Source organism: Streptomyces sp. NPDC127177 (genome assembly GCF_042672475.1).
Lineage (GTDB): Bacteria > Actinomycetota > Actinomycetes > Streptomycetales > Streptomycetaceae > Streptomyces.
The window spans coordinates 437,635-454,519 of the sequence record NZ_JBHXUW010000001.1; the positions used below are offsets into that span (position 1 = coordinate 437,635).

The following is a 16,885-nucleotide window of genomic DNA, read 5'->3' on the forward strand; positions in this document are numbered from 1 at the left end:
GCCGGAGTTACCCATGAATGCCGAGCACGGCGCGAGCGCCGGACACCGCACCGCGGCCCAGGACGGGACGGCGGGCCGCGTCTGGCTGATCACCGGGGCCTCCTCCGGATTCGGCCGTGCCATCGCCACGGCCGCGCTCGCCGCGGGAGACACGGTCGTCGCCACGGCCCGCAGGCCGGAGGCGCTCGGCGATCTCGTCGCCGCACACCCCGACCGTGCCTTCGCGGTCCAGTTGGACGTCACCGACTCCGCGCGCATCGCGGACGTCGTCGCGGACACCGTGCTCTGGCACGGACGGATCGATGTGGTGGTCAACAACGCCGGCATGGGACTGATCGGTGCCGTCGAGGAGACCAGCGACCGCGAGCTGCGCGATCTGATGGACCTGCACTTCTTCGGGCCCGCGGCGCTGGTGCGCGCCGTGCTGCCGCACATGCGCCGCAACGGCTCAGGCGCCGTGGTACAGATGAGCAGCATGGGCGGCCGCTTCACCTTCCCCGGCGTCGGCGCCTACTCGGCGACGAAGTTCGCCCTGGAGGGACTGTCCGAGGCGCTCGCCGCCGAGGTGGCCCCGCACGGGATCAAGGTGCTGATCGTCGAGCCCGGATCGTTCCGCACCGGGTTCGCCGGGAGCGGCGCCCTGCACCAGTCCGCTCCGCTCCCCGCCTACGAGGAGACCGTCGGCCCGGTGCGCGCCAATCTTCCCGGCTCGGACGGCAAGCAGGAGGGCGACCCGGACAAGGCGGCGGCGGCGATCCTGACCGCACTCGCCGCTGACGACACCCCACTGCGGCTGCCGCTCGGCAACGACGCGACGGATGCGGTCGTCGCCAGTCTCGACGCCTCCCGCACCGAGGTGCTGACCTGGGAGAAGCTCAGCCGCAGCACGGCTTTCGACGAGTGAGGCGCCGGATGTCCCGGCCCGGGCGCCGGGCCGGGACGTCACCGCTCGGGGCCTCAGGCCCGCCACTCCGAGGTCCGCTCGGGGGACGCCGACTCCAGCGCCTTCTCGATGGCGGCCGCGTCACCCCGGTTGCCGTAGACCGGCGTCCCCGGCTGCTGGCGCCACGAGGTGTCGAGCCCGCCTGCGTCGACGGTGTCGAATCCCAGCTCGTCGATCAGTTCCCGGACCGTCCGCTTGGCGGCCGCGTCGTCACCGGCCACCGGGAGAGCCTGGCGGTCCGCGGTCCCACTGGGGCTGCCGTGGGTGATGATGTCCTGCGCGTACGTACCGTTGAAGGCCTTGATGACGGGATGGCCGATCTGCTGCTCCGTCCAGCGGCTCTCGGGCAGACCGTCCTCGATGGCGGCGATGCGGCCGTCACGCTGCGGGTAGTAGTTTCCGGTGTCGATCACCGCGACGTCCTGCGCGGCGGCGTCGAGGAAGCCGGCGGGCAGTGCCGGAACGGCCTTCAGCGGGACGGTGACGACCACGACACTGGCGTCCCGGGCGGCCTCCGCCGCGGTGACGGCGGTGGCGCCGGTCTCCTCGGCCAGTGCGGCGAGCGTCTCGGGACCGCGAGAGTTGGCGACGGAGACCTCATGGCCCAGTGCGGCCAGGCGCCGGGTGAGATTACCGCCGATGTTCCCTGCCCCGATGATGCCGATCTTCATGGATCCGACCTTCCGATGGTGCCTGCGGTACGTGAATGGGTCCTGCCGGTTCACCAACTCGTCCCTGCCCGGACCTATTCCGGGTGACGGCGAAACGATTCCTCTGCCACTTCGACGGATGGGACCCGCACGGCGGGGGCACTTAACGGGGAGAAAGTGGAATCACGCAGACCATTTGAAGGCGGTGCCCATGCTCCATGGCGTCGATGTCAGCTCCCATCAGTCGTCCTTCGACACGGACGGACTGGACTTCGTCCTCATCAAGGCCACCGAGGGCCGCTCGTACGTCAATCCGCATCTGGCCGAACAGACGAAACGTGCCAGGGACGCGGAATGCGTGGTCGGCTTCTACCATTTCCTGTGGCCCGGGAACATCACGGCGCAAGCGGAGTACTTCCTGAGCAAGGCGCCGGAGAAGGCGGGGGAGCTGCTCGCCGTCGACTGGGAGCAGAACGGTGAGGGCACCCGGGCGAGCAACGCCGAGAAGGACCGGTTCATCCGCGAGGTCAAACGGCTGCGGCCGCACCACAGGGTCCTGCTCTACTGCAACCGTTACTTCTGGCTGAATCACGACACCACGTCGTACGCCGGGGACGGCCTGTGGATCGCGGACTACGTCACCGCCGGCAAACCCCGGATCCAGGCGTCCTGGCGCATTCACCAGCACACCGACCATCCCCTCGACAAGGACGTCGCGAACTTCGCCTCACGGTCCGCGATGCACACCTGGGCACGGGGATAGCGAGCACGCGGGGGGCGGCAGCCCGCCCCGGGTGAGGAGAAGCGAGAACCAGCCATCCGAAATACTCTGTTTCGAGGCTTGTGTGGCCGACGGGCGCGTTTCGCGCGGCGGGCCGGGCACACCGCACCGAAGCGGAGGAGCACCCATGAGAGCCGCCGTCGTCCGCAGCTTCACCGAACCTCTCGTCGTGGAGGACAGGCCGGTACCCACCCCGGCCGGGCACCAGGTCCTGGTACGCATGGAGGCCTCGGGGCTGTGCCACACCGACATCCACGCGGCCCGGGGGGACTGGCCGGTCAAACCGAGTCCGCCCTTCGTCCCCGGCCACGAGGGCATCGGAATCGTCGAGGCGGTGGGCGACCAGGTCACCCATCTCGCCCTGGGGGACCGGGTCGCCATCCCCTGGCTCGGGGAGGCCTGCGGCCACTGCGACCACTGCGTCTCCGGCTGGGAGACGCTCTGTCTCGGGCAGCGGAACAGCGGCTACTCGGCCGACGGCAGCCATGCCGAGTACGCCCTCGCCCACGGCACCTACGTGGTCCCGGTACCCGACGGCATCCACCCGCTGGACGCGGCGCCCCTGACCTGCGCGGGGGTCACCACGTACAAGGCGGTGAAACTCTCCGGCGCGCGTCCGGGCACCCGTGCCCTCGTCTCCGGCATCGGCGGCCTGGGGCATCTCGCCCTCCAGTACGCGCGGATCTTCGGGGCCGAGACCATCGCCGTGGACATCACCGACGAGAAGCTGGCTCTCGCCCGGGAGCTGGGCGCCGACCACGTCATCGACGCCCGCGTCCAGGACGTGGCCGAGGAGACCCGGCGCCTGGGCGGCGCCGACGCGGCGATCTCGCTCGCGGTGAGCAACGAGTCGTTCGGCGCGGCCTACGGCGCGCTGCGCCGGGGCGGCACGCTCGTCCTTGTGGCACTTCCGGCGGAGGGGAAGCTGGAACTACCCGTCTTCGACACGGTGCTGAACGGCACCAAGGTCATCGGCTCGATCGTCGGGACCCGCGAGGACCTGGCCGAGGTCTTCCGGCTGCACGGGCTCGGCCGCACCAGGGTGGTCCGCGAGAGCCGGGACCTGGCGGACATCAATGCCGCGATCGGCGAGGTCCTGAAGGGAGAGGTGTCGGGACGCCTCGTCTTCGACCTCGGCAGCACGCCGGGATGAGGACTCATCCGGCGGACCGGGTCCGGTGCGTCCGTAGCGGCTCCACCAGTAGGTGCGCACCCATCATTGGTCCAGCCCTACGATATTCGTGATGAACAGGAACGAGACCCCGCCCAGCCTCCTGGAACTCACGACCTACCTGATGTCCAGGACCGGCAAGGTGGCCCGCGGCCGGCTCGCCGAGCAGCTGACCGCGCGCGGACTGCGGCTCTGGCACATGGGCGTGCTGGCGGCACTCGTCGACTTCGGCCCCCACGCGCAACGGGAGCTGGCGGACCGGCTCTCGGTCGACCGCAGTGACATCGTGAAGATCGTGGACGACCTGGCCGGGGCGAGGCTTGCGGAGCGGGCGCGTGACACCGCCGACCGGCGACGGGTCACCGTGACCGTCAGCCCTGCCGGCCGCGCGCTCCTGGACCGGCTCCACGCCGAGGTGCTCACCGTCCAGGACGATCTGCTCGCGCCCCTGACCGGCGCGGAACGCACGCAGCTGACCGACCTGTTGAGGCGCGTGTACGACCATGTCCGGGACGACGGCGCGGCGCAGCGGCCAGGTCGCTGACCCATTCCGCCCGTCCGGTGCGGCAGACTTCTGCGGTGACCACAGCCGCGGCTCAGCCGCCTCGTGACCGCGCGCTCGGGCGCGGAATCTCCACCCTCATTCCGCAGGCCGCCACCGCGACGCCGGCCGAGCAGGCAGCGGCGGTCCTGACGGCGATGCAGAGTGTTCCGGTACGCGTGGGTGTGCTCCAGGCCGCGGTGGTTCTGCTGGAGGAGCGAGTGCGCGCGACGAACGACGACGCCGAACGCGCGGCTGCCGCCACCACCGTGGCGATGCTCCGCACCGCGATCAGCCAGGCCCGCTGACCGAGACCCCGCGGGGCACCCCGGTGACCCGCCCGATCGGTCCCGGACGGCCCTCCTCCGGGGGCCTGCCGGGCGGCCGAAAGTCGCCCCCCGGCCGGGCCCGCGGCGACCACGCCTGTCCGAACCATTGACACCCGTCCCGACCTCTCACTACGGTCACGCCAGCATTTCGAACGACCGACGAAATATCGAACAACGCTCTGTCGGGCGCGCTGGACGCAACCACCTTGGCGGTACGAGGAGATGGCCGCGGGTGGGTGCCTCCTGAGCGCGTTCGAATGCTCCGTTATCCGAACCGCGTCCGATATACCGAACAAGCATGAGGGGCCCGGCCCGCCCAGCCGTCTCCCTCGCACCCGGAGGATCGACATGCGCACCTCACCCACCACGACCGTCCCGCGTGCCGCACGGACCGTCACGGTCCTCACCGCGCTGGCCCTTTCGGTCACCCTCGCCGCCTGCGGACAGAGCGGTGACGGCGGCAGCAAGGAGAAGAAGACAGGGGGCAAGGGCTCCACCATCGGGATCGCCATGCCGACCAAATCGTCCGAACGGTGGATAGCCGACGGCAAGAACATGGCCGCCGAATTCAAGAAGCTCGGCTACAAGACGAATCTGCAGTACGGCGAGGACGACGTCGACCAGCAGGTCTCCCAGATCGAGAACATGATCACCAAGGGTGTGGACGTCCTCGTCGTCGCCGCCATCGACGGCCGCGCGCTCAGCGACGTACTTCACCAGGCGGGGGAGCAGGGCATCAAGGTCATCTCGTACGACCGGCTCATACTCGGCACCCCTGACGTCGACTACTACGCCTCCTTCGACAACGAGAAGGTCGGCGAGCTCCAGGCCGGCTACATCCTCGACAAGCTCGGGCTGAAGTCCGGCGACAAGAAGGGCCCGTTCAACATCGAGCTCTTCGCCGGGTCCCCCGACGACAACAACACGCGCTACTTCTTCCAGGGCGCGTGGAAGGCGCTCGAGCCGTACATCGACAAGAAGCAGCTGGTCGTCCGAAGCAAGCAGACGAAGCTCGACCAGATCACCACGCTGCGCTGGGACGGCGGGACCGCCCAGAAGCGCATGGACGACCTGCTGACCAGCGCCTACTCCTCCGCGAAGGTCGACGCGGTGCTCTCCCCCTATGACGGCATCTCGATCGGTGTCATCTCGTCCCTCAAGTCGGACGGATACGGGACCGGCGCCAAGCCGTACCCCGTCGTCACCGGCCAGGACGCCGAGGTCGCGTCGGTGAAATCGATCATCGCGGGGCAGCAGACGCAGACCGTCTACAAGGACACCCGTGCGCTGGCCAAGCAGGCGGTCCAGATGGCCGACGCCGTCCTCAACGACAAGAAGCCTGAGGTCAACGACACCACGACGTACAACAACGAGAAGAAGGTCGTGCCGTCCTTCCTGCTCGACCCGGTGAGCGTCGACAAGACCAACTACCGCGCGAAGCTGGTCGACTCCGGCTACATCAAGGAGAGCGACCTCCGATGACGGTCCCGACGGCGGAACAGGCGACCGTACCCGCACCGATCCTGGAGATGCGGTCCATCGTCAAGACGTTCCCCGGCGTCAAAGCGCTCTCCGACGTCTCCCTGACCGTCGCCCAGGGCGAGGTACACGCCGTCTGCGGCGAGAACGGCGCCGGGAAGTCCACCCTGATGAAGGTACTCAGCGGGGTGCATCCGCACGGCAGCTACGCGGGCGAGATCCGGTTCCGGGGCGAGGACTGCGCGTTCAAGGACATCCGGGCCAGCGAGGCGCGCGGCATCGTGATCATCCACCAGGAACTCGCCCTGGTGCCGTACCTCTCCATCGCGGAGAACATCTTCCTCGGCAACGAACACGCACCGCGTGGCTTCATCAGCTGGAACGAGACCCTGCGCCACGCCGCCGCCCTGCTCGACCGGGTAGGTCTGCGCGAGAACCCGCAGACCAGGGTCGCGGACATCGGAGTCGGAAAGCAGCAGCTCGTCGAAATAGCCAAGGCGCTGTCCAAGAAGGTCGAGCTGCTCATCCTCGACGAGCCGACCGCGGCCCTGAACGACGAGGACAGCGCCCAGCTCATCGCCCTCATCAGACAACTGAAGAGCCAGGGCATCTCGTCGATCATCATCTCGCACAAGCTCGGCGAGATCGCCGCGGTCGCCGACTCCGTCACCGTCCTGCGCGACGGCCGGACCGTCGAAACGCTCGACGTGCACGCCGAATCCACCACGGAGTCCCGCATCATCCGGGGCATGGTCGGCCGTGAGCTGGACAACCGCTTCCCCGAGCGCACCCCGTACGAGGGGGACCCGGGAGCCCACCCCGCCCTGGAGATCCGCGACTGGACGGTCCATCACTCGATCGACCAGCACCGCAAGGTCGTCGACCGCGTCTCCGTACAAGCCCGGCGGGGCGAGATCGTCGGCATCGCCGGACTGATGGGAGCCGGCCGCACCGAGCTCGCCATGAGCGTCTTCGGCCGCAGCTACGGCACCAACATCAGCGGCACGGTCCTCAAGGACGGCCAGGAGATCCGGACCCGCACCGTCTCCGAAGCGGTCCGTCACAAGATCGCCTACGTCACCGAGGACCGCAAGCAGTACGGCCTCAACCTCATCGACACCATCGGCCGCAACATCAGCCTCGCCGCCCTGGGCAACGTCTCGCGGCGGGGAATCGTCGACGAGCACGAGGAGACCCGTGTAGCCGAGTCGTACCGCACCTCCATGAACATCAAGGCCCCCACCGTCTTCGAGCAGGCCGGCCGGCTCTCCGGCGGCAACCAGCAGAAGGTCGTCCTAAGCAAATGGATCTTCGCCGGTCCGGACGTCCTCATCCTCGACGAACCGACCCGGGGGATCGACGTCGGTGCGAAGTACGAGATCTACACCGTGATCGACCGGCTCGCCGCCCAGGGCCGGGCCGTCGTCCTCATCTCCTCCGAGCTCCCCGAACTCCTCGGCATGTGCGACCGGATCTACACCATGTCGGCCGGCCGGCTCACCGGCGAACTCCCGCGCGCGCAGGCCACCCAGGAGGCCCTCATGCGCCATATGACCAGCGACAAGAGGTAGCAGGAAATGGCCCAGACCCCCACCAGCACCCCGCCGCGCACCGGCAAGGCGGCCCCCGCCGCCGTCACGACGACCGGCACGGTCCTCCTGGACGCGGCCCGCCGCAACATGCGCCAGTACGGGATGCTCATCGCCCTCGGGCTGATCGTCGTGCTCTTCGGGATATGGACCGACGGCGTCCTGCTCAAGCCGAACAACGTCACCAACCTCGTCCTCCAGAACAGCTACATCCTGGTCCTCGCCATCGGCATGATGATCGTCATCATCGCCGGGCACATCGACCTGTCGGTCGGCTCATTGGCCGCCTTCGTCTCCGCCGCCTGCGCCGTCATGATGGTCGAGCACGATGTGCCCTGGGTACTCGCCCTCGTCCTCGGACTCCTCCTCGGCGCGGTCGCGGGTGCCTGGCAGGGCTTCTGGATCGCTTACGTCGGCATTCCCTCGTTCATCGTGACCCTGGCCGGAATGCTCCTCTTCCGCGGCGGTACGCAGATCCTGCTGGGGAGCCGCTCGCTCGGCCCGATCCCCGACGGTTTCCAGAAGATCTCCACCGGATACCTCCCCGAGGTCGGACCGCACACCAACTACCACAACCTCACCCTGCTCCTCGGGCTCGCCCTGCTGGCGTTCGCCCTGCTCCAGGAGGTCCGCGACCGGCGCCGCCAGAAGCGCTACGAGCTGGATGTCCTGCCCCGGAACCTCTTCCTCGTCAAGTGCGGTGCCATGGCGGCGGCCGTACTCGCGTTCACCATGACCCTTGCCAGCTACCGCGGTGTCCCCGTCGTGCTCCTGCTGCTCGCCGTGCTGCTGATCGGGTTCGGCTACGTGATGCGCAACGCGGTGATCGGCCGCCATGTGTACGCGCTGGGCGGCAACCGCGCCGCGGCGAAACTGTCCGGGGTGAAGGACCAGCGCGTCACGTTCTTCGTGTTCGTGAACATGGGCGTACTCGCCGCGCTCGCCGGCGCCGTCTACGCGGCCCGCCTCGGTGCCGGCGTGCCCCAGGCCGGCACCAACTTCGAACTGGAGGCCATCGCCGCCGCGTTCATCGGCGGAGCCTCCATGAGCGGCGGTGTCGGTACGGTCTTCGGCGCCGTCATCGGAGGCCTCGTGCTCGGCGTCCTGAACAACGGCATGTCACTCGTGGGTATCGGCACCGACTACCAGCAGGTCATCAAGGGATTCGTGCTGCTCGCCGCCGTCGGCTTCGACGTCTACAACAAACGCAAGGTGGGCTCGTAACCCGCACTGCCCCTGGGGGTCCGTCGTCCTCGGAGCGACGGCTATTTCGTTCGCCCCGCGGCAGTGGCCTCTGCCATGGTGATCACCACGCCCGGCCGGGGCGGGGCGCGAAGGACGGCAGAGCGATGATGACGAGTGTCTTCGACACGACGTGCGGGCGGGTGCGGGGACGCGCCCCGCAGCGAGGTGTCGCCGCCGTCCTCGGAATCCCCTATGCCGAGCCGCCGTTCGGCGCGGACCGGTTCCGGGCACCACGCGTCCGCGTGCCCTGGGCGGGCATCCGCGACTGCGTGGACTTCGGCCCTGTGGCGCCGCAGTCCGCGCAGCTGCCCGGCGCACCGAGCTGGTCGCCCGGCGACGAGGACGTCCTCAGCCTCAACGTCTGGACCCCCGCCCCGGCCCCCGGTGCCCCGCTGCCGGTGTTCGTATGGATCCACGGCGGCGCCTACACCTTCGGATCGGGCGCTCAGCCGGACTTCGACGGCACCGCGCTCGCCCACGCGGGCCTGGTCGTGGTCACCCTCAACTACCGTCTCGGATTCGAGGGCTTCGGTCACATCCCGGCTGACGGAGAGGACCCCTGCCCGCCCAACCGGGGGCTGCTCGACCAGATCGCCGCCCTGAGGTGGGTGCGCGAGAACATCGCCGCCTTCGGTGGCGACCCGGGGAACGTCACCTTGGCCGGGCAGTCGTCCGGGGCCACATCGGTGGCCTGTCTGATGACGATGGACGGCGCGCGGGGACTGTTCCGGCGGGCGATCGCGCACAGTGCGGTCGGACCCTGCTACTCGCCGGAGCTCGCCGGGCACCTCATGGAGAAGGTGGCCAAGGAGGCGGCTGTCCCCGCGACGCGCACCGGACTGGAGCGCGCCTCGCCACAGGCCCTCGTGCGGGCGTCCGACGCGGTAGTGGCCCAGTACCGGCAGAACCCCGAATCCGGACGTCACCACTGGGATCCGGTCATCTACGGCCCGGTGGCCGACGGCGCGTGGCTGCGCGCCGACCCGCTCTCCGGACCGGCCGACGGCAACGCGTCCGCCATCGACCTCCTCGTCTGCCACACCACCCAGGAGTACTGGTTGCTGGATGCCGTCGGCAGCTGCGCGAAGGTCACCACGCAGGAACAACTCGACTGTTTCGCAAGGGACTTCCAACTCCCGGACGCACTGACCAGGGGCTACCGGGGGCTTCTGCCCGACGCCCCCGTCGGCGACGTCCACCTCGCCCTGTACGGGGACCTGATGTTCGGCGAGTACAGCAGCCGGCTCGCCGAAGCCCACGCACGGGCCGGCGGCCGCACCTTCCTGTCACGCTTCGCCCGGCAGCGGGGCGCGCCGCGGCCGGTGGCCTACGCCTGGCACTGCGCGGACGTCCCGTTCGCCTTCGGGAACCTCGACGAGGAGAGCGTCCGGTTCCTGATCGGCGGCGCGCCGACAGCCCCGGACCATCAGCTGTCCGGTCGGATGACCGCGGCCTGGGCCGGATTCGCGGCCACCGGCGACCCGGGGTGGGAGGCACTCGGCCCCTCCGGTGGCCCTGTCCGTACCTGGGAAACGGCGGAATCCACCAGGGCCCCGGCCCCCGGCCACTGGGCGGACAGCGCGGAGATCCGGGAGCTGTGGCGCAGCTTCGAATACCGGCCCCTGCGGCCCTGACGCCACACGCCGGGGGCTGCCCCAACTCGGGTCGCCGTCCCCGTAAGGGCCGGCGCTCCTCAGAGGGGCGGCAGCCGCAGAGGCCCCCGTCCCTCGCGCACCTTGCCCACCGGCCGGAACTCGCCCACCGGCCTGCCCCGTACATCCGTCGTCACCAGCACGGCCCGGTCACCCAGGCATCTCTTCTCCCCGTCCGACCGCTCGCAGTAGAGCACGTACCCGGTGAGCCGGTCGACGGTCCCCGGTTCCAGCCGCCACACCCCGTCGTACCCACTCACCTGGACGTTCGGGTACGTGGCGCTGAGCTGCTCCTTCACCGCGCGCTGGACGGTCGCCGCGAACCTCTGCCGCGTTTCGAAGGGCTGCACGATCCGGGCGCTGCCCGTGGTGTCGACGCGCCCCCGCGATGCCGGGTAGCCCGCGGCGTAGTAAGGCCGTGACTGCAGGGCGGCCAGCAGACTCCGCTCGCTCAGCCGCATCGCTGTCGGGTGCGAGTTCCTGCCTGCCGGGCGGTGTTCGGCGACCGCGGGGGAGGCGATGTTCACCGAGGCCCCGCGAGCGTTCGCTGTCCCTCCGTAGCGTGCGTCCGCGTCCGCCCAGCGCCGGACGCAGGAGCCCAGGTCCTGGAGCACGCGGGTCACCGTGGCGTTGGTCGGTGAGGCCACGACCCACGGTGCCCCGGTCGAGGGCTCCACCCCGATCACCTCGTGGCCGCAGCTCTCGAAAGTACGGATCAGGAGCCGCAGCCGGTCCGCCTCGGTGCGCCCCCGCGCCACGGCGTCGTCGAGAACCTTCCGGCAGGGGTGCGTATTGCACGTTCCGGCTTTGGCGTCGACCCGGATCCGGACCACCGCATCGGCGTCGCCGGCCACCGAGTAGACGACCTCCGAGCCACCTGCCTGCGGGAACAGTTTGTGCACCTCGATCACTTCGAGGACGCCGGGGTAGTGCTCGTCGGCAAGCTTCTCGGCGAAGCCGCGGTCCTCCTTCGTGCTCAACACCCCGCAGCCGCCGAGCATGAGCGCGACCGTGCACATGAGCATGCCGGTCAGGCCGGCTCCGAGTCCGCGTCTTCCCGACGATCCGTCCATGTCCGCTCTCCTCGCCCCCCGCCGGCGCGGGTGGTGCCCGCCGCCGCCAACCGCTGTTCATCCCGGCCGACAGTAGGGCGAGTTCGGATCGACGGGATGAGTACGGCTACTCAGCGGAGAGCTGTCGGGTCACCCATGCATTGGCATGGACCTGCAAACAACTCTGGGCTACAGTCCGGAACGGCACACTCTGAGAGCGCTCTCAGACGAGACGTCTCGGACGCCTGCTGTTCCTCCCCCACTTCGCCGGAACACCAGAAGGGCCAATGCCTTGAGACGCATCACAGCTTTGCGGACCGCTCTGTCCGCCGTGCTCCTCGTCGGAGCATGGGCGGGCGCAGGATTCCCCTCCGCCTCCGCCGCCGACACCCCCGCCACCGGCACCCGCACCGTCAGCGACACACCCCCGGCGTCCGCCGGACTGATGTCCGCCATGCAGAAGGACTTCGGGCTGACGGAGAGCCAGGCCAGGGCGAGGCTGTCAGCGGAGAAGACGGCGACCGCGATACAGGGAAAGGCGAGGACCGCCGCCGGAGCGGCGTACGGCGGCTCCTGGTTCGACCCGTCGACCGGCGGTCTCACCGTGGCCGTCACCAGCGAGAAGCAGGAAGCGGCCGTACGGGCCACCGGCGCGGACGTCCGCCTGGTGAGCAACACCGCGCAGCGGCTCGACGCGGTCAAGGCACGCCTCGACACGTTCGACGCACCGGCCGGGGTCAGCAGCTGGCACGTCGACCCGAAGGCGAACAAGGTCGTCGTGAACGTCGTCTCCTCCGCACGGTCTGACAACGATGTCCAGAAGTTCGTCGAGCGGGCCCGCGCGGCCGGGCCGGTCGTCGTCGAGCAGACCGCCCAGGCGCCGCAGACCTTCGCCGCAGGCACCGTGGGCGGCGACCCGTACTACACGGGGAACGTACGGTGCTCCATCGGCTTCTCCGTGAACGGCGGCTTCGTCACCGCCGGACACTGCGGACAGGCGGGCGCGGCCGTCAGCGGCTGGGACGGCTCCGCCATCGGCAACTTCCAGGGCTCGTCCTTCCCCGGCGACGACTACGCCTGGGTCAGCGTGGGCAACGGCTGGTGGACCGAGCCCGTGGTCCTCGGCTGGGGCACCGTCTCCGACCAGCTCGTACGCGGCTCCGCCGCGGCTCCCATCGGCGCCTCGATATGCCGCTCCGGATCCACCTCGCACTGGCACTGCGGCAACGTACTGGCCACCAACGAGACGGTGAACTACAGCCAGGGCGCCGTCTACGAGATGACCAAGACCAGCGTGTGCGCGGAGCCGGGCGACTCGGGCGGCTCGTTCATCAGCGGCGACCAGGCGCAGGGCGTCACCTCGGGCGGCTGGGGCGACTGCACCTCGGGTGGCGAGACCTGGCACCAGCCGATCAACGAGATCCTGAACCGCTTCGGGCTCACGCTCCACACGGCCTGATCACTCCGGCCGGTCCCGAGGGCCTGTCGCGCGGAGGGCAGCATTGCCTCCGCGCGGCAGGCCCTTCGCATGCCGTCCGCCGCCCGGTGGCCCCGCAGCCGGCGCGCGACCCCGCACGGCCCGGGCCCCGCACCCTCGCACCCCCACCGGCACCACCCCGCTCCCGGCCGGGACGACGAACGGGATCCACGGCGCTCCCCGGGACGTACACTCCACTTATGGGTCACACAGAAGCGGTGAGGGAGTGCCTGCGACAGGCGCCTCAACTGCTTGGCCCCGCCGCCCCCCAGGCGCGCTGCCGCGCCCTGCACGGTCACGGCTGACCAGGACCCACCGCAGCCGGCCGTACCGCGACGTCATTCCGCTTCCGGCCGTGCTCTCCGCTCCGGCACCGGAGCTCTTCCACCGCCTTCGCTGCGCACACGGCAGCACCCACCATGCGCAGCTCCCGCGGCGCGCCGTAGGCAATCCCACGGCGACGGCCGGCGGCGGGCGAGCCGCACCTTCGAGAGGACCCTGCATGAAACTGAGGGAGTTGCTGGCCGGGCACGATCACGAGGTCCTCCTCGGTGATCCGGAGACCCCGATCACCGCCGGAGCCTGCTTCGACGCCCATCGCGTGACACCGGGTTCGCTGTACATCGCCGTGCCCGGCCACTGCGAGGGCGGCCCGGAGGCCGTCGGCCCCGCCCTGGCGCGGGGTGCCGTGGCCGTGCTGGTGGACAGCGCGGCACCGGACATCCTCGCGGCGGTGCGGGCATCGGCCGCCGGTGCGTGCGTGGTGCGCGTTGCGGACACCCGCACGGCGGCCGCGGTCGTCACCTCCCGTTACCACGGCGAACCCGGCCGGAGCATGGACATGGTGGCCGTCACCGGCACCAACGGGAAGACATCGGTCTCGTACATGGTCGAGTCCGTGCTCAGGATCGCCGAGGGTGCGAGAGTCGGAGTGATCGGCACCGCCGGCAGCCGCATCGGTGACGAACTCATCCCGATGCCGCGCTCCGTCCTGACCACACCGGAGTCGCCGGACTTCCAGTACCTCCTGGGCCACATGCGCGACCACGAGGTCGGCACCGTGGTCCTGGAAGCCACCTCCATGGGTCTGCTGAACCACCGCGTGGACTGCGCCTTCCTCGACGTGGGCATCTTCACCAACCTCACCCAGGACCACCTGGACGACCACGGCACCATGGAGAACTACCGCGACGCCAAGCTCCGCCTCTTCCAGGGGCTGTGCCGGAGCGCCGTCGTCAACGCGGACGACCCCGTGGGCGCCGCCATCGCCCCGACGATGCCGGGCATGGTCACCACGTACGGCATCGATACCGAGGCCGACTACCGGGCCACGGACCTGAGCATGAACGCCTTCGGCACCCGCTTCACCCTCCACCACAAGGGGAGCAAGTACCCCGCGGCGATCCCGGTGCCCGGACGGTTCTCCGTGTCCAACGCGCTCGCCTCCGTGGCGGCCTGCCACCTCCTGGGCCACGAACTCGCGGGACTGGTGGCGGCGCTCGAGCGGATGCCCCCGGTCCCGGGCCGGCTCGAGCGATTCGAGACGCCGCGCGGCACCGCGGTCATCGTGGACTACGCCCACTCCCCGGACTCCCTCGACAAGGTCCTCAGCGCCGTGCGGGACTTCTCGCGGGGACGGGTCGTCACCGTCTTCGGCTGCGGAGGAGACCGGGATGTCACCAAGCGCGCCCAGATGGGCGAGATCGCCGGGACCCACTCCGACCTGTGCGTCCTGACGTCGGACAACCCCAGGAACGAGGACCCCGAAGCGATCATGGACCAGGTGGCCCCCGGTCTGGAGAGCACCGGGACCAGGTTCGAACGCCACGCGGACAGGCGCTCCGCCATCGCCTTCGCACTGGAGGCCGCCGGACCGGACGACATCGTGCTGGTGGCGGGCAAGGGCAGCGAGCCGTACCAGATCGTCGGCGAACAGCTGATCCCGTTCAGCGACATGGCGACAGTCCGCGAACTCGCCGCGCTCCAGAGCTGACGGCCGGCGCTCTGCGACCACCGCGGAGCGCCGCATCAGTGGCTGGTTCGAGCCGGCCGCGTGCCGTCCGCACGGGGCATCCTCACCCGGGGAACCCGGACACCGGCGGCTGCTCGGCCACCTTCCGGCGGAAGAGAGCCGTCCACAGGAAGGACTCGCCGAAGAGCGGCGAGTCGGACGGTTCGTCCCGCATGCGGCGCAGTTCGATCTCGGTGAGGTCGCAGAAGATCCACCGCAAGGACTCCGGCGTGTAGGCGAGCCCGCCGTGCAGTCCGGCGGGCCGGGTGTAGAAGTCCGCGTCGCTCAGCTCCGAACCGGTACCGCCCGCGGCGAAGCAGGTGAGGGCGAGCTGCCCGCCCGGTGCCAACGCGCGCTCCACCAGGGCGAGGTAGCTGACGCGCCGGTGCGGCGGCAGATGGTGGAAGCAGCCCGAATCGTAGATCAGGTCGTACGGCTGTTCCGGCTCGCCGGCGAGGAGGTCGAAGGCGTCCCCACAGCGGAAGCGGACCTGCACGCCTGCCTCCGCCGCCCGGCTCTCGGCCCAGTGGACAGCGGCGGGGGACAGATCCACGGCGTCCACCTCGAATCCCCTGGACGCCAGATGGATGGCGTTGCGACCCGGGCCGCAGCCCAGATCGAGCGCACGGCCCGGCTCGATCAGACCCCGTTCGAGCAGCGAGTCGAGGTTCTCGTCGGGCTTCGGCACGAAGAACGGCACTGGCTTCGAACGGTCGGCGTAGAAGTCGTCCCACCACGATGCCCCGCCCGACGTCCAGCGGTCGGCCTCAGGCGCGAACAGGCCGTCGAGCAGCCTCAGTACGTCGTCCACACTCCGTATGCTCCGGTCCATCCGGACCTCCTTTCCCGATACCGGAACGATAGAGTTGAACAGTGTGAAAGGCCAGGTCAGGCAGGGTTTGAGGTGTCCCGGTGCGAGTGTCTGAGGGGCTGCGAGGCGAGCAGTGAGCAGCTGTACCGCGCCCAGGGTGAACGGCGCCCCAACGGGCGGCGGCAGGGCGCTACGGGTGTGTTTCCGACGCCTCCGGAGCCTCGTTCTCCACCAGTCCTCCCGCCGTACGCCCGTATCAGCCGTCCAGGACAGCCACTTCGAGCTCCCGGATCCGGTCCGGGTCGGCCACGACGTCGATCTTTGTGATCAGTCCGTCGAGGACCGTGAATCCGAGCACCAGCCGCAGGCGGCCCTGCGGCGCCATCACGAGCGCCACGGCACCGTCGACCAGCGCGACCCCGGTGAACAGCGCCCGTCCCGTGGCCGCCATCGCACCCTTCGCCACGGTGTGGGCGCCACGGACGACGACGGGTTCGGGGGTGGGCACGACCGACGGATCGGCGTGAAGCACCACATCCGGATGGAGAAGAGCCACCAGAGCGTCGAAGTTCCCACCGCGGGAAGCGGCAAGGAAGGCTTCGACAACCTGCCGGTGTCGCGCCGGATCCGCTTCCCGCAGGGCCGTGCGCCCCCTGACCCGGCGGCGGGCCCGGCTCGCCAGCTGCCGGGCCGCGGTCGGTGAACGGTCGAGCATCGGAGCGATCTCGTCGAAGGGCACGGCGAACATGTCGTGCAGCACGAAGGCCAGGCGCTCCGCGGGCGACAGGGAGTCGAGGACCACCAGCAGCGCCAGCCCCACCGAGTCGGCGACCAACGCCTCCTGCTCGGGATCGTCGCCCTCCTCGCCCCCACCGGCCCGGTCGTACGCGTCGAGCGGGTCCTCACGACGCGTGTGACGGGTGCGGAGCATATTGAGACAGACCCGGCCCACCACGGTGGTCAGCCACCCGGTGAGGTTCTCCACATCGCCGGTGTCGGCCCGGGCGGCACGCAGCCAGGCTTCCTGGAGAGCGTCGTCGGCCTCGCTCGCCGAACCCAGCATCCGGTAGGCCACGGCCTTCAGATGGTGCCGGTCCCGCTCGAACCGTTCGGCCAGCGATGTGCGGTCGTCCATCGGTCACAGTCCTCCGTCG

The 16,885-nt window shown here is 70.0% G+C and carries 15 protein-coding genes; 11 read left to right on the plus strand and 4 right to left on the minus strand.

The genetic code is table 11. The annotated features are described in order from the left end of the window. Positions 1-13 precede the first annotated feature (13 nt). Complete coding sequence (locus ACFVJX_RS01935; protein ID WP_384125096.1) at positions 14-904, plus strand: oxidoreductase; 891 nt, start codon at positions 14-16, stop codon at positions 902-904. Positions 905-957: 53 nt separating this feature from the next. On the opposite strand, the gene ACFVJX_RS01940 is transcribed toward ACFVJX_RS01935, so the two are convergent. Further along, positions 958-1,668, minus strand: coding sequence for an NADPH-dependent F420 reductase (locus ACFVJX_RS01940; protein WP_384125094.1), 711 nt, complete (start codon positions 1,666-1,668; stop codon positions 958-960). 136 nt (positions 1,669-1,804) lie between these two features. On the opposite strand from ACFVJX_RS01940, the gene ACFVJX_RS01945 reads away from it, so the two are divergent. The 8 genes from ACFVJX_RS01945 to ACFVJX_RS01980 all read left to right on the plus strand — a co-directional run bounded on the left by ACFVJX_RS01945 (position 1,805) and on the right by ACFVJX_RS01980 (position 10,362). Beyond that, positions 1,805-2,356, plus strand: a complete 552-nt coding sequence (locus ACFVJX_RS01945) for a glycoside hydrolase family 25 protein (protein ID WP_384125092.1) — start codon at positions 1,805-1,807, stop codon at positions 2,354-2,356. 145 nt (positions 2,357-2,501) lie between these two features. Continuing rightward, entirely contained in the window at positions 2,502-3,527 is a 1,026-nt protein-coding gene (locus ACFVJX_RS01950) for a zinc-dependent alcohol dehydrogenase (protein WP_384125090.1), read from the plus strand. A 91-nt stretch (positions 3,528-3,618) separates the two neighbouring features. Then, a complete protein-coding gene (locus ACFVJX_RS01955; protein WP_384125089.1) occupies positions 3,619-4,089 on the plus strand; it encodes a MarR family winged helix-turn-helix transcriptional regulator in 471 nt (156 codons plus the stop codon). A 35-nt stretch (positions 4,090-4,124) separates the two neighbouring features. Continuing rightward, positions 4,125-4,394 (plus strand): hypothetical protein, encoded by a 270-nt coding sequence (locus ACFVJX_RS01960; RefSeq protein WP_024489358.1) that lies wholly within the window; start codon positions 4,125-4,127, stop codon positions 4,392-4,394. 369 nt (positions 4,395-4,763) lie between these two features. Then, positions 4,764-5,897 carry a multiple monosaccharide ABC transporter substrate-binding protein gene (gene chvE, locus ACFVJX_RS01965; protein ID WP_384125087.1) on the plus strand — a complete coding sequence of 378 codons (1,134 nt, stop codon included), beginning with the start codon at positions 4,764-4,766 and terminating at the stop codon, positions 5,895-5,897. Beyond that, complete coding sequence (gene mmsA / locus ACFVJX_RS01970) at positions 5,894-7,465, plus strand: multiple monosaccharide ABC transporter ATP-binding protein (protein WP_384125085.1); 1,572 nt, start codon at positions 5,894-5,896, stop codon at positions 7,463-7,465. The genes chvE and mmsA overlap by 4 nt, the downstream gene beginning before the upstream one ends. 6 nt (positions 7,466-7,471) lie before the next feature. Further along, positions 7,472-8,707, plus strand: a complete 1,236-nt coding sequence (gene mmsB, locus ACFVJX_RS01975) for a multiple monosaccharide ABC transporter permease (RefSeq protein WP_384125083.1) — start codon at positions 7,472-7,474, stop codon at positions 8,705-8,707. A gap of 125 nt (positions 8,708-8,832) precedes the next feature. Next, positions 8,833-10,362 (plus strand): carboxylesterase/lipase family protein, encoded by a 1,530-nt coding sequence (locus ACFVJX_RS01980; RefSeq protein WP_384125081.1) that lies wholly within the window; start codon positions 8,833-8,835, stop codon positions 10,360-10,362. A 59-nt stretch (positions 10,363-10,421) separates the two neighbouring features. Here ACFVJX_RS01980 and ACFVJX_RS01985 read toward each other — a convergent pair whose 3' ends face one another. After that, entirely contained in the window at positions 10,422-11,453 is a 1,032-nt protein-coding gene (locus tag ACFVJX_RS01985; protein ID WP_384125079.1) for an SCO7460 family lipoprotein, read from the minus strand. 271 nt (positions 11,454-11,724) lie between these two features. Between ACFVJX_RS01985 and ACFVJX_RS01990 the strand changes: the two genes are divergently transcribed. Continuing rightward, a complete protein-coding gene (locus ACFVJX_RS01990; RefSeq protein WP_384125077.1) occupies positions 11,725-12,891 on the plus strand; it encodes a S1 family peptidase in 1,167 nt (388 codons plus the stop codon). 520 nt (positions 12,892-13,411) lie between these two features. Continuing rightward, positions 13,412-14,902 carry a UDP-N-acetylmuramoyl-L-alanyl-D-glutamate--2,6-diaminopimelate ligase gene (locus ACFVJX_RS01995; protein WP_384125075.1) on the plus strand — a complete coding sequence of 497 codons (1,491 nt, stop codon included), beginning with the start codon at positions 13,412-13,414 and terminating at the stop codon, positions 14,900-14,902. 82 nt (positions 14,903-14,984) lie between these two features. Here the strand turns inward: ACFVJX_RS01995 and ACFVJX_RS02000 are convergent, their stop codons facing one another. Both ACFVJX_RS02000 and ACFVJX_RS02005 read right to left on the minus strand, forming a co-directional pair. Continuing rightward, positions 14,985-15,752, minus strand: a complete 768-nt coding sequence (locus ACFVJX_RS02000; protein ID WP_384125073.1) for a class I SAM-dependent methyltransferase — start codon at positions 15,750-15,752, stop codon at positions 14,985-14,987. A 235-nt stretch (positions 15,753-15,987) separates the two neighbouring features. Next, the gene (locus tag ACFVJX_RS02005) at positions 15,988-16,866 is read right to left on the minus strand and encodes a sigma-70 family RNA polymerase sigma factor (RefSeq protein WP_384125071.1); all 879 of its coding nucleotides are present in this window, start codon (positions 16,864-16,866) and stop codon (positions 15,988-15,990) included. Between the last annotated feature and the right edge of the window lie 19 nt (positions 16,867-16,885).